The 12,333-nt window shown below is 68.8% G+C and carries 14 protein-coding genes, 1 tRNA gene and 1 other RNA gene; 5 read left to right on the top strand and 11 right to left on the bottom strand.

The window, feature by feature from the left end; genetic code table 11:
• On the top strand, positions 1-185 hold a 185-nt coding region (locus E4O86_RS23270), incomplete at its 5' end, for a hypothetical protein (RefSeq protein ID WP_205520993.1).
• 1 nt (position 186) lies between these two features.
• Here the strand turns inward: E4O86_RS23270 and E4O86_RS19970 are convergent.
• The 5 genes from E4O86_RS19970 to ssrA all read right to left on the bottom strand — a co-directional run bounded on the left by E4O86_RS19970 (position 187) and on the right by ssrA (position 3,088).
• Positions 187-420, bottom strand: coding sequence for a ribbon-helix-helix domain-containing protein (locus E4O86_RS19970; protein WP_161142311.1), 234 nt, complete (start codon positions 418-420; stop codon positions 187-189).
• A gap of 15 nt (positions 421-435) precedes the next feature.
• Positions 436-645 (bottom strand): DUF4169 family protein, encoded by a 210-nt coding sequence (locus E4O86_RS19965; RefSeq protein WP_161142310.1) that lies wholly within the window; start codon positions 643-645, stop codon positions 436-438.
• A gap of 7 nt (positions 646-652) precedes the next feature.
• Positions 653-2,041, bottom strand: coding sequence for a class II fumarate hydratase (fumC, locus tag E4O86_RS19960; RefSeq protein WP_161142309.1), 1,389 nt, complete (start codon positions 2,039-2,041; stop codon positions 653-655).
• A gap of 112 nt (positions 2,042-2,153) precedes the next feature.
• Entirely contained in the window at positions 2,154-2,657 is a 504-nt protein-coding gene (locus tag E4O86_RS19955) for an SspB family protein (RefSeq protein ID WP_161142308.1), read from the bottom strand.
• A gap of 71 nt (positions 2,658-2,728) precedes the next feature.
• Positions 2,729-3,088, bottom strand: a transfer-messenger RNA (tmRNA) gene (gene ssrA, locus E4O86_RS19950).
• A 39-nt stretch (positions 3,089-3,127) separates the two neighbouring features.
• Here ssrA and E4O86_RS19945 point away from each other — a divergent pair.
• Positions 3,128-3,922 carry a thymidylate synthase gene (locus tag E4O86_RS19945; protein WP_161142307.1) on the top strand — a complete coding sequence of 265 codons (795 nt, stop codon included), beginning with the start codon at positions 3,128-3,130 and terminating at the stop codon, positions 3,920-3,922.
• A 16-nt stretch (positions 3,923-3,938) separates the two neighbouring features.
• Here E4O86_RS19945 and E4O86_RS19940 read toward each other — a convergent pair whose 3' ends face one another.
• A complete protein-coding gene (locus E4O86_RS19940) occupies positions 3,939-4,835 on the bottom strand; it encodes a mechanosensitive ion channel family protein (RefSeq protein ID WP_161142306.1) in 897 nt (298 codons plus the stop codon).
• 181 nt (positions 4,836-5,016) lie between these two features.
• Here E4O86_RS19940 and E4O86_RS19935 point away from each other — a divergent pair.
• Together E4O86_RS19935 and E4O86_RS19930 are read left to right on the top strand one after the other, a co-directional pair.
• Positions 5,017-5,092: transfer RNA gene (locus E4O86_RS19935), tRNA-Lys, on the top strand.
• A gap of 273 nt (positions 5,093-5,365) precedes the next feature.
• Positions 5,366-6,379, top strand: coding sequence for an amidohydrolase family protein (locus E4O86_RS19930; RefSeq protein ID WP_161142305.1), 1,014 nt, complete (start codon positions 5,366-5,368; stop codon positions 6,377-6,379).
• A gap of 132 nt (positions 6,380-6,511) precedes the next feature.
• On the opposite strand, the gene E4O86_RS19925 is transcribed toward E4O86_RS19930, so the two are convergent.
• The 5 genes from E4O86_RS19925 to E4O86_RS19905 form a co-directional block, all read right to left on the bottom strand.
• Complete coding sequence (locus E4O86_RS19925) at positions 6,512-7,258, bottom strand: IclR family transcriptional regulator (protein ID WP_161142304.1); 747 nt, start codon at positions 7,256-7,258, stop codon at positions 6,512-6,514.
• 120 nt (positions 7,259-7,378) lie between these two features.
• Positions 7,379-8,014 carry an isopentenyl-diphosphate Delta-isomerase gene (idi, locus tag E4O86_RS19920; protein ID WP_161142303.1) on the bottom strand — a complete coding sequence of 212 codons (636 nt, stop codon included), beginning with the start codon at positions 8,012-8,014 and terminating at the stop codon, positions 7,379-7,381.
• Positions 8,011-8,559: a TIGR02444 family protein gene (locus E4O86_RS19915; protein WP_161142302.1), complete on the bottom strand. Its 549-nt coding sequence runs from the start codon at positions 8,557-8,559 to the stop codon at positions 8,011-8,013. The genes idi and E4O86_RS19915 overlap by 4 nt, the downstream gene beginning before the upstream one ends.
• A gap of 14 nt (positions 8,560-8,573) precedes the next feature.
• Positions 8,574-9,068, bottom strand: a complete 495-nt coding sequence (locus E4O86_RS19910; protein WP_161142301.1) for an Rrf2 family transcriptional regulator — start codon at positions 9,066-9,068, stop codon at positions 8,574-8,576.
• Between the two features lie 40 nt (positions 9,069-9,108).
• On the bottom strand, positions 9,109-9,576 hold the full coding sequence (locus E4O86_RS19905) for a GNAT family N-acetyltransferase (protein WP_161142300.1): 468 nt from the start codon (positions 9,574-9,576) through the stop codon (positions 9,109-9,111).
• 289 nt (positions 9,577-9,865) lie between these two features.
• Here E4O86_RS19905 and E4O86_RS19900 point away from each other — a divergent pair.
• Positions 9,866-12,333 (top strand): xanthine dehydrogenase family protein molybdopterin-binding subunit (locus tag E4O86_RS19900; protein WP_161142299.1); only part of this gene is annotated, 2,468 nt, incomplete at its 3' end.

Below are 12,333 nucleotides of genomic sequence, written 5' to 3'. Positions count from 1 at the left end.
CTGCCGCGGCGGCGCGCGAGCAGGAGGCGCAGCAGCCTTCGGGGGCGGAGGGCGTGCCCGGGCGCGGCGGCACATCGCCGGACGGGCGGAGCGGGGCCGCCGGGTCCCTGCCGGGCCTGCCGGAATCGCTGCTCGGACCGCTCGGCTCGGGTACGCCGGCGGACCCGGGACCGAGCCTGCAATAGCTCAGGTGCGGGGAACGCGATCGGGCGCCGCGAGTCGCGCCTTCAGATCGGCGAGGACGGCGAGCCGGATGGCGGAGGAGAGATTGTCGGCGCCGCGCGTCTCGTCGATCCTTCCGACCAGTTCCGCGACCGTCACGCCCTCGGCCTTCGCCATCCGCTTCACCTCGGTCCAGAAGGCGTCCTCCAGCGAGACGCTGGTCGCATGGCCGCTGAGATTGACGGAGCGCTTGCGCAAGGCGGGCGCGGGCCGCTAGTCGCCGGCACCGGCGGGCGGCGTCTCGTCCTTCCCGGCGATCCGGTGGCCCTCATGGCGGCGCATCTCGAGTGCTTCGCGCCTTTCCGCATCCTCGCGCTCGGACCTGCTGCGGCCGAACGCCACCCGGTTCTCCGCGGCGCGCTCGGCCCGCTCCTCGCGGGCCTTGCGCTTGCGGGCGAGCCTGAGATTGATGGGTTCGGCCATCGGGGTCTCAGCGCGGGCTGATCATGAGCTCGGGGCGGACCACCGCATCGAACTCCTCGTCCGTCACGTAGCCGAGCCCGACCGCCTCCTCGCGGAGCGTCGTGCCGTTCTTGTGCGCGGTCTTGGCGACCGTCGTCGCCTTGTCGTAGCCGATCTTCGGCGCGAGCGCGGTCACGAGCATCAGGGAGCGGTCGAGGAGGTCCTTGATGCGTGCTTCGTTCGCCTCGATGCCGTCCACGCAATTGTCCGCGAAGGAGACGGCCGCGTCCGCGAGCAGGCGGATCGACTGCAGCATGTTGAAGGCCATCACGGGCTTGTAGACGTTGAGTTCGAAATGGCCCTGGCTGCCGGCGACGGTCATCGTCGTGTGATTGCCCATGACCTGCACGCAGGCCATCGTCAGCGCCTCCGACTGGGTCGGATTCACCTTGCCCGGCATGATCGAGGAGCCGGGCTCGTTCTCCGGCAGGATCAGCTCGCCGAGCCCGGAGCGCGGGCCGGAGCCGAGCAGGCGGATGTCGTTGGCGATCTTGAAGAGCGAGACGGCGACGGTGTTGAGCGCGCCGTGGGCGAAGACGTAGGCGTCGTGCGCCGCGAGCGCCTCGAACTTGTTCGGCGCGGTGCGGAAGGGCAGCCCGGTGATCTCGGCCACCTTCTCGGCGAAGGAGGCGGCGAAGTCCGGATGCGCATTGAGGCCGGTACCGACGGCAGTGCCGCCCTGGGCGAGCTCGAAAAGGTCCTCGCAGCCCTGCTTCACCCGCCGGATGCCGTATTCCACCTGCGCCACGTAGCCGGAGAATTCCTGCCCGAGCGTGATCGGGGTGGCGTCCTGGGTGTGCGTGCGGCCGATCTTGATGATCGAGGAGAAGGCGTGCGACTTCTGCTGCAGCGCTTCGCGGAGATGCTGGAGCGCGGGAACCAGCTTGTGGACGATCTGCTCGGCCGCCGCGATGTGCATCGCGGTCGGGAACGTGTCGTTCGAGGACTGGCTCATGTTGACGTGGTCGTTCGGATGGATCGGCTTCTTCGATCCCATCGTTCCGCCGAGCATCTCGATGGCACGGTTCGAGATGACCTCGTTGGCGTTCATGTTGGTCTGGGTGCCGGAGCCGGTCTGCCAGACCACGAGCGGGAAATGATCGTTCATCCGCCCGTCGATCACCTCCTGCGCGGCATCCGTGATCGCGTCGGCGAGCTTCGGGTCGAGCAGGCCGAGTTCCTTGTTGGCGAGGGCGGCGGCGCGCTTCACGATGCCGAGCGCGCGCACGAGCGGGACGGGCATGGTCTCGCCACCGATCTTGAAGTTCTGGAGCGAACGCTGGGTCTGGGCGCCCCAATAGCGGTCCGCCTGGACTTCCAGCGGCCCGAAGGAGTCGGTCTCGGTGCGAGTGGTCATTGCCCTGTCCTGAATGGAAAACGCGTCTGAGGGATGGCGCGCGCATTTTCCACCCCGCGCCCCGCGGCGCAAGACCGCATCGCGAGAATGCGCTTCCCGCTCCCGGGCGGTGTCAGCTGTTCTTCTTGCGGAAGGAATCGAGCGAAACGACGTCGGCGCCCGCGCCGGGCGCCGCGTCCGGCGCCGGAACCTCCCCCGCGCCGGTCTGCGGGCCCGCCTCCGGAGCGGGCGGCTCCTCGGCCGGCTCCGCCTCCGCGCTTGTCTGCGCGTCGAACTTGAGGCCGAAGCTCGCATGCGGGTCGACGAAGGCGACGATCGCGCGGAATGGCACGTGGAGCCGCTCCGGTATGCCGTTGAACGAGAGGCCGACATCGAACGCCGTGTCGCCCACGGCGAGATCCCAGAACTGGTGCTGGAGCACGATCGTCATCTCGTTCGGATATTTCTCGTGCAGGCGCGAGGAGACGCGCACGCCCGGGTCGCCGGTATTGAAGGTGATGAAGAAATGGTGCTCGCCGGGAAGGCCGGTCTGAGCCACCTCGGAAAGGACCTTGCGCACGACGCCGCGAAGGGCGTCCTGAGCGAGAACATCGTAACGGATGAGATCCTGTGCCATCGGGGCAGAACGTAGAGCCTGAGCCGCGGGCGCGCAACGCCGGTCAGCAGCGTCACAATGGCTGAAGGGGAAGTGGAGGCTTCTGTTGCCAGGCGCCTCCGGACCCCGCCTGAACCGTGCTAACGGCCCAGGGCTTTATTCGAAGCCGTCAGGCTGCATTACGCAGCGAGGCGAGCCTCAGCATAGTTGTCGTTGGCAACTATTGTTCGGTCCGATAACGGCGGTACCATGCCGGGCGAAAGCGCTGTCTTTAGACCCTCGTCGAGCCTATTTCGCCCCCAGCATCAGCGGTGATGGTGTCACCGTTCATGGTGGAGGCGCCGGGTACCGCCCCCGGGTCCGAAAGGCTTATTTCACAGACCATTTATCGCCATAGCCGGTGCGACCGGCACGATGGGAATATAGGGGAAGGCGCCGGCCATTTGAAGGGCCGGGGACGCAATCCCGTCGGAATCGTGTATGAGGGCGGCATGCGGCAATATCTCGATCTCCTCCGGAGCGTGCTCGAGGAAGGCACGGTGAAGTCCGACCGGACGGGCACGGGTACGCGCTCCGTGTTCGGCCACCAGATGCGCTTCGACCTGGCCGAAGGCTTTCCGCTGCTCACGACCAAGAAGCTGCATCTGAAGTCCATCATCCACGAACTGCTCTGGTTCCTGGCCGGGGACACCAATGTGCGCACCCTCCATGCGGCCGGCGTGACGATCTGGGACGAATGGGCCGACGAGAACGGCGACCTCGGCCCGGTCTACGGGCGCCAGTGGCGGTCCTGGCGCGCCCCGGACGGCCGTACGATCGACCAGATCGCGTGGGTGGAACAGGAGATCCGGCGCAATCCCGATTCCCGCCGCCTCGTCGTCTCGGCCTGGAACCCGGCCGACATCGAGGCGATGGCCCTGCCGCCCTGTCACTGTCTCTTCCAGTTCTACGTGGCGGAGGGCCGGCTCTCCTGCCAGCTCTACCAGCGCTCGGCGGACGTCTTCATCGGCGTCCCGTTCAACATCGCCTCCTACGCGCTCCTGACGCAGATGATGGCGCAGGTGACCGGGCTGGAGCCGGGGGAGTTCGTCCATACGCTGGGCGACGCCCATCTCTACAGCAACCATGTCGAGCAGGCGCGCGAGCAGCTTCGCCGCCCGCCGCGACCGCTGCCGAGGATGGCGATCAATCCGGAGGTCCGGTCGATCTTCGACTTCGCCTACGAGGACTTCGCGCTCACCGGCTACGATCCTCACCCGCACATCAAGGCGGCCGTCGCGGTCTGAAAGGCGTGGCGGCAGGTCAGCCGCGCGTCTCCTCCGGGTCCGCGGCCGGCAGGGGACCCCCCTTCGCGCGCGGCGGCGGCTCGCTCACCATGTGGACGATCCGCTGCGGGAACGGGATCTCGATGCCGGCCGCCTCGAGCCGCCGCTTCGCCTCCTCGATCATCGCGCGCTGCACGTCCCAGAAGAGGGGCGTCGGCGCCCAGGCGCGGAAGGTGAGGGTGACCGCGCTGTCGTCGTAGCTCTCGACATAGACGTAGGGGGCCGGGTCCTTCAGGACGCGCCGCTCCTCGGCCGCCATCGCGAGGAGCACCCTGCGCGCCTCGGCCGGGTCGGCGGCGTAGGAGACGCCGATCTGGATCGTCATCAGCCGGCGCGGATTGCGGCTGTGGTTCTTGAGCGGCTTGTTCCAGATCTCCGAGTTCGGGACGAAGTAGTAGAGCCCGTCGAACGTGTCGAGCTGCGTCACGAAGAGCCCGATCTCCTTCACGATCCCGGCGAAGTCCGGCAGCTCGATGTAGTCGCCGACGCGGAACGGCCGGAGATAGACCAGCATGATGCCGGCGGCGATGTTCTGCAGCGTGCCCTGGAGCGCGAGGCCGATGGCGAGGCCGGCGGCGCCGAGGACCGCGAGGAGGGAGGCCGTCTGGACGCCGAGCTGCCCGAGTGCGGCGACAAGAAAGAGGATGAGCACCGCGTAGCGCACGATCGTCCCGAGGAGCGGCTGCACCGTCGGGTCGACGTGGCTGGTGGCGCCGACGAGGCGCCGCACCAGGCGTGCGCCCCAGTTCGCCAGCACGAAGCCGGCGACGATGATGAGGATCGCCGTGGCGAGGCGGGGCAGGAAGGCGACGGCCCAGCCCCAGGCCATCGCGGCGGCGGCGCTCAGCTCCTGGGGTGCGTCGGTGAGGTCCATGCTTGCTCCGTTTCGGTGGGGCGCCCGGCCTTGTCTGCGAATCCGGGCTTGAGCCGGGGCGGGGCGGGCACCACATTCTCCTCGTCGGGCCGCGGCGGCCTTTTCGGCGCGAAGAAGTCATGTGGCGCCGATCCGAGCCTTGCGGAACGCGAAAGCCGTCCCTATAAGGCGGCTCGCGAGCGGGTGTATAGCTCAGTTGGTAGAGCAGCTGACTCTTAATCAGCGGGTCGCAGGTTCGAGCCCTGCTACACCCACCAATCGCTTCAATCCCTTATGGCTGGTGCTTCAAGTCCGGTACGAGGGCGCGGCGCGCTTCCGCGCGTCCGCCACGGTGCCCCTCTGCCGAACCCGGGGGCGCCGCCGGCGAGAGGCGCGCCTCGCCGCTTGACCGGCGCGGCCATCTCCGCTCTAGGTCCTCCCATAATGTGGGAATCCACTCCGCACCCAGGTCCCCCGCCCACCGGAGGGCCAGGGCCGCCCGGCCCGGCGGAGGGAACGCGTCCGCGGAGCGGGACAGCCGAGGGAACAGCATGCGCTACATCGACGCCTTCAATCATTTCTTCCCCGAGAAGCTCTGGACCAGGATCCAGTCGCTCGAAGGCGCCGGGGAGGGCATCGGCAAGCGGATGCAGAACATCCCGGCGATCTACGACCTGGAGACGCGGTTCCGGGTCATGGACGAGTTCCAGGACTACACGCAGGTGCTGTCGATCGGCATGCCGCCGATCGAATCGATGGGCGAGCCGGCCCTCGTGGTCGAGCTCGCGAAGCTTGCGAACGAGGGCCTCGCCGAGCTCTGCGCGAAATATCCCGATCGCTTCGCCGGCTATGTCGGCGCGCTGCCGATGAGCGATCCGGACGCCGCCGCGAAGGAGGCGGAGCGCGCGCTCTCCGAGCTCGGTGCGAACGGCTTCCAGATCCACACCAACGTCAACGGCGCGCCGCTCGACGAGCCGCGCTTCGAGCCGATCTACGAGATCGCCGCCAGATATGACCGGCCGCTCCTCCTGCACCCGTCGCGCACCAACAGCATGCCGGACTACGCCACCGAATCGAAATCGAAATACGAGATCTGGTGGACCTTCGGCTGGCCCTACGAGACGAGCGCGGCGATGGCGCGCTTCGTCTTCTCCGGCATCATGGACCGCATCCCGAACCTCAAGCTCCTCGCGCACCATCTCGGCGCGATGGTGCCCTATTTCGAGGGCCGCGTCGGCCCCGGCTGGGACCAGCTCGGCAAGCGCACTTCCGACGAGGACCTGTCCGGCGTGCTGCAGGGCCTGAAGCGGCGGCCGCTCGACTATTTCAAGGACTTCTACGCCGATACGGCGGTCTTCGGCTCGCGCCCGGCGACGGTCTGCGGGCTGGCGTTCTACGGCGCCGACCGCGTGCTCTTCGCCTCCGATTCGCCGTTCGATCCGGAGCGCGGCCCGGGCTACATCCGCGACACGATAAGGGTGCTCGAATCGATCGACATGCCCGAGGACGAGCGCGAGAAGATCAGCTTCCGGAACGCCCAGGCCCTGTTCGGGCTGAAGGCGTGAATTGCAGCCCGCCGCGGCGCCGGCCGGGCGGCGGCGGAGGGCTGGTGCGGAGGCAGCCGATCCCGCAATGCGGGGTCACGGGGTCGCCGGAGGCGGCCCCGCGGGCGGCCGCGGGATAGGCGGCGGCCCGGGTCAGGTTCCGCGCGCGAGCGCCTTGTTCACGACGCGGGCGCAGAACGACACCTGCGCGATCATCGCCTCGAGCCGGTGCCGGTTTCCCGACGTGTCCGCCACCGTCAGGTTGAGGCTGCCGATCACCTCGGGGCGCGCGTCGAAGAGCGGCGCCGCCACCCCCATGACGCCCCCGCTGACCTGGCCGAAGCTGACGACGTGGCCGGCCTGGCGGTGCACCTTGAGGGCCGAGCGGACCGCGGCGAGATCCGAGCCGAGGCCGGCGGCCGCGAATTCCTCGGGCATGGCCTTGTAGAGCCTGCCGATCTGGTGGTTGGGCAGGCTCGCCAGGATGGCGAGCGAGGCGGCGCCGCGCAGGAGCGGGCGGGCCCGCCCGCGCTCATAGGTGCTCCGGATGCCGGCATTGCTGCTTTCCTGGTGCACGCAGAGGACCTTCTGCCGGTATATCCGGCAGAGCAGCGCGACGCCCGGAATGTCGGCGACCAGCTCCGCCATGACGGGAGCGGCGGCCTGGATCAGCGGATCGCTCGCCCGCATCTTGTAGTCCAGCTCCACGATGCGCGGTCCGAGCGTGTAGCCGAGGCCGGGCAGCGAGGTCAGGAAGCCGGCATCCGTCAGGACCTTCAGGTAGCGGTAGAGGGTGGAGCGGGTGTAGCCGAGCCGGGCGTGGATCTCGTCGACGGTCCAGGTGAGCGACCGTTCGTCGAAGAGATCCAGGATGGCGAGCATCCGTACATGGCTCTGCAATGCAAGTCTCCGTGCGTCCGGGCGCCACCGTGCGTGATCTCCCGCGCCGGTTCAACGGGACCGCCGGGCGCGCCGGTCCCGGAATTATCGGGGAAGCTGTGCCTGGGCGGCGGGCGCTCTTCAGCCGAGGTCGTGGAACCCGAAGTCGCGGATGCGGCTCTCCCCGTCCGGCCCGGCTTCGAGCCGGCCGAGATCGGTGCCGAAGAGGTCCGCGTAGAGCCCGAACCAGGGTGTCGTGGCGCCGGCCGCGATCGCCTCGCGGATCTCCCGACCGTCCCACCAGCCCGCCGCTTCGACCTCGGCGGGATCGGGATCGAGTTCGCCGGAATAGCGGCCCACGAACAGCGCGACGTGCTCGAACTCGGTGAGATGGTCCGCGCCCGGAGCGACCGCCTGCGTCGCCGGGCGGGTCGGCACGCGCGCGCGGTAGCGGACGACGCCCATCGGCGTGAGCGGCGTCGTGACGCCGAGCTCCTCGCGCAGCCGCCGGGCCGCCGCATCGGCCGCGCTCTCGTCGAGGCGCGGGTGCGAGCAGCAGGCGTTCGACCAGAGTCCGGGCGCATGGTACTTCGCCGCGGCGCGGCGCTGGAGGAGCTGGCGGCCTTCGCCGTCGACGATCAGCACCGAAATGGCCGAGTGGTAGCGGCCTTCCAGATGCGCCTCGAGCTTTTCCATCGTCCCGGTCGCGCGGTCGGTCTCCGGGTCGAGAAGAACGACCTGCTCCGGGGCGCCGGACTGCAGCGGAGACAGGCTCATGCGGCCGCTCCCCGGGCCTCGACCTGTTCGGCGGATTCCGCGATCGTGGAGATCGCGCGCGCCACGCCGGCCTGGTCGGGGACCTCCCCCTTGCCGAGATAGAAGTCGACCACCATGCGGACGACCTCCTCGAGGGCGGCCGCACCTGCCGGCGGCGGATTGTCGGCGATCAGGCCGGCGAGCACCGCCTGCTCCACCTGCTCGGCGGAGAGCTCGGCCGCCTTGACCCGGTTGCGCACCACTTCGGCGTCGGGGCCGAAGGCGAGGGCGGCATCGGCCTTCATCCTCCGGCGGATTTCGCGGAGCGGCCGAACCGCTTCGTCGCGCCAGGCGCGCACCGCCTCGTCCGCGGCGGAGACCGCCGCGGCCGAAAGCGGCCTGCCGCTCTTCGCCGCGAAGAGTGCGATCAGGAGCACGTTCACGTCGACGCCGCAGGTATCCTGCAGGAGCAGGCAGGCGTCCGGGACGCCGGGCGTGCCGTAGACCGAGAGCGCGAAGCGCCAGTGCGGTCCGGTCATGTCGAGCGCGGGTCTGTCCTCGGCCATTTCTCCTCCCGGGCCTAGCCGCCGGCCGCCTTGGCCGCGGCTTCGAGCGCCTCCGCTTGCGCGCTGGGCCCGGCGCCGGCCTTCTCCGCGGCTTCGCGCCGGCGGCGGCGTGCGGCGTTGTTGATGAGCGTCTGGATCGTCACCGAGCGCAGGGTGGCGGAGGTGATGCGGTCGATCTCGCGCAGCACGCGCGACACCTCGTCGGCGACGGTCGTGCCCTTGCCCTCGCGGACGCCGTTCTCGCTGTTCCACCAGTCGCTCTCGAACAGCGAGACGATGTCGTAGAGCGTCAGGCGGCGCGGGTCGGCGATGAACATGCAGCCGCCGGCAGGGCCGCGCGTCGAGCTCACGATCTTGGCGAGCGCGAGCGTGCGCAGCACCTTCGCGAGGTGGTGCTGCGAAACCCCGAACTTGGCGGCGAGATCGCCGGCGGATACGAGTTCGCCCGGCCGGGAGGCGGTCTCGACCGCAGCCCAGATCGCGTAGCGCGTCGCCTGCTGGAGCTTCATCTCGGCGCCGCTCCGTATGGCCTCGTGCGCCCGTTCCCGGTCATGTCTGCTCCGCGCTCATCTCCAGTTCGACGAACGGCCCGGCCGCCATTCCGTGCGTGCGGAAGAACGACATCAGGAGATGATCGTCGATGTGGAGCATGGTGCGAATCGTGTTCGCGCCCGCCCCGCGCAGGAACTCTACCATCTCGTTGAAGAGCTTTGTGCCCACCCCGGCCTTGCGCGCGGTCGGGTCGACGCCGACGGCGTGGATCCAGCCCGAGGGCGGCGATCCGAACTCCCACGCGCGCACCGTGCCGATGATGTAGCCGACGACCCGTCCTTCGTCGCGTGCGACCAGGAACGACCGCTTCGGATTCGATCCCTGGCCGCTGAAGAAGGAGTACCAGAATTCCGCTTTGGCCTCGCCGGTGATCTTCGCGTCGATCTCGATCACGCGGGGAACGTCCTCCAGCGCAGCCGGACCGATCTGAATCTCCGCGGCCTGGGATTTCGCAAGGATGCTCAACCGATCGCTCCCCCCGCCGCCAGGTGCGCTGCCATGACGCCTCTTTACGTTCGCCTTTGCGAAGATAACTACGTCCGCGCGAGCCCACAATGGGTTCATTGGCTAATTTGGTGTTTAATTACGAAAATCCCTTTACGGGCGAAATCCCTGTTGGTAATCCTGCCCTGACCCTGGCCGACCCCGATGGGCGCTGGGCAACAGCGGAACAGTCGTTTTGAGTTTTCGGGCAAACGAGAAGACCGAGCCCGGTCCGGATTCCGGGGCCGTGGCCGGCAGGGAGGCAGGTTCGATGGCCACGGCGCAGTCGTCGTCGCTGCTCGGGAAACCGATCCCGCGCTTGGAGGATTCGGCCCTCCTCAAGGGCAAGGGGCGCTATGCCGACGATGTCGGCGCCCCGCTCGGAACCCTGCACGCGGCGATTGTGCGCTCGCCGGAGGCGCACGCTCTGATCAAGCGGATCGACGTCGCCAAAGCGATGGCGCATCCCGGCGTGGTCGGCGTCGTCACCGGCGAGGAGATCCGGGCTCTCTCCGAGCCGTTCCTGGTTGCGGTCAAGCAGCCGATCGACCAGTGGAGCCTGGCGGTGGAGCGCGTCCGCTATGTCGGCGAGCCCGTCGCCCTGGTGCTCGCCCAGGACCGCTACATCGCCGAGGACGGCGCCGATCTCGTCGAGGTCGAATACGAGCGTCTGCCCGCGGTGGTCGACATCCGCGATGCCGTGAAGCCCGGCGCGCCGCTCGTCCATGCCGAGGCGAAGACGAACGAGCTTTCCTCCCGGAAGTTCGTCTACGGCGATCCGGACGCGGCCTTCGCACGCGCGCACCGGACGGTCGGCATCACGGTCGAGTTTCCGCGCAGCTCCTACACGCCGATGGAATGCTTCGTCGTGCTCGCCGACTATCGTTCCGGCGACGGCAGCTACGACGTCCTCGCCAATTTCCAGGGGCCGTTCAGCGCGCATCCCGTGATGGCGCGGTCGCTGCGCGTGCCGGGCAGCAAGCTGCGGCTGCGGACCCCGGCCGACAGCGGCGGCAGCTTCGGCATCAAGCTCTCCGTCTTTCCCTATATCGTGCTGATGGCGCTCGCCTCCCGTCTCGCCGGCCGTCCGGTGAAATGGGTGGAAGACCGCCTGGAGCATCTCGTCTCCGCCAATTCCAGCCCGAACCGCGTCACCGAGATCGAGGCTGCGGTCGAGGCGGACGGCAAGATCATCGGCCTCCGGATGGACAATCTGGAGGATTACGGCGCCTATCTCCGCGCACCCATGCCGGGACCGCTCTACCGCATGCACGGCGCGGTGACGGGCGCCTACGACGTCCGCGACGTCGAGGTGGTGAACCGGCTGGTGCTGACGAACCGCATGCCGGCCGCGCTGGTGCGCGGCTTCGGCGGTCCGCAGCTCTATCTCGCGCTCGAGCGGCTGGTGCAGCGCATCGCCGTGGAACTCGGGCTCGATCCGCTCGACGTCATCCGCCGCAATGTTCTGCGCAGCGACCAGTTTCCCTACAAGGCCGCCGCCGGTGCACTCTACGATTCCGGCGATTACGAGAAGGCGATCGAGATCGCGCTTGCCGACGGCCGCCTCGAGGACCTGAAGCGCCGCCGCGACGAGGCGCGCGCCGCGGGCAGGCACTACGGCATCGGCTACGCCGCCGTGGTCGAGCCGGGCATGTCCAACATGGGCTATCTCAGCACGATCATCCCGGCGCAGGTTAGGGAGCGGGCCGGCCCGAAGAACGGCGCCGTCTCGATGGTGACGGTGAACGTCGATCCGCTCGGCGCCGTCAGCGCGACGGCGGACGTGACGGTGCAGGGGCAGGGCCACCAGACCGTGCTCGCCCAGATCATCGGCGAGCAGCTCGGGCTCGGCGTGTCGGACATCCAGGTAAACCTGGAGATGGACACGCAGAAGGACCAATGGTCGATCGCCGCCGGCACCTATTCCTGCCGGTTCTCGCCGGGTACCGCGGTCGCGGCCCACCTCGCCGCGAAGAACATGCGCGAGAAGCTCGCGCGCATCGCGGCGAAGCAGCTGAACATCCTGGCCGACGACGTGGATTTCGCCGACGGGCGGATCTTCTCGCGCACCAATCCCGACAACGGCATGCCGTTCGGCCGGGTCGCGGGGACGGCGCACTGGTCCCCCGTGCTGATGCCCGAGGGCGACGATCCGGGCCTCCGGGAGACCGCCGTCTGGGCGCCGCCCGAGCTCGAGCCGCCGTCGAGCAAGGACGAGATCAATACCTCGCTCACCTACGGCTTCGTGTTCGACGTCTGCGGCGTGGAGATCGATCCGATCACGATGGATGTCCGCGTCGACCGCTACATATCGATGCATGATGCGGGCCGGGTCCTGAACCCGCTCATCGCGGAAGGCCAGATCCGCGGCGCGTTCGTGCAGGGGCTGGCGACCGCGCTCTACGAGGAATTCGTCTACGACGACAGCGGCGCGTTCCTCTCCGGCACCTTTGCGGACTACCTGATTCCGACCGCCTGCGAGATCCCGAAGCTCGAGATCCTGCACATGGAGAGCCCGTCTCCCTTCACGCCGCTCGGGGCGAAGGGACTCGCGGAAGGCAATTGCATGAGCACGCCGGTCTGCATCGCAAATGCGGTCGCCGACGCGCTCTCGATCAAGGACGTTCCGCTGCCGATCACCCCGAACCGGCTGAACGCGATCGTCGGCGGCGAGGAGCCTGCGGCTCCGCCCCGGCTGGCGCGCGCGCCGGCGCCGGCCCCCCAGGCCGCGGCCGGCGG

The sequence above is a fragment of the Propylenella binzhouense genome (assembly GCF_009866965.1).
GTDB classification, from domain to species: domain Bacteria; phylum Pseudomonadota; class Alphaproteobacteria; order Rhizobiales; family Afifellaceae; genus Propylenella; species Propylenella binzhouense.
Note: the sequence above shows the minus strand (reverse complement) of the source record. Positions and strands in the feature narration are given on the sequence as shown.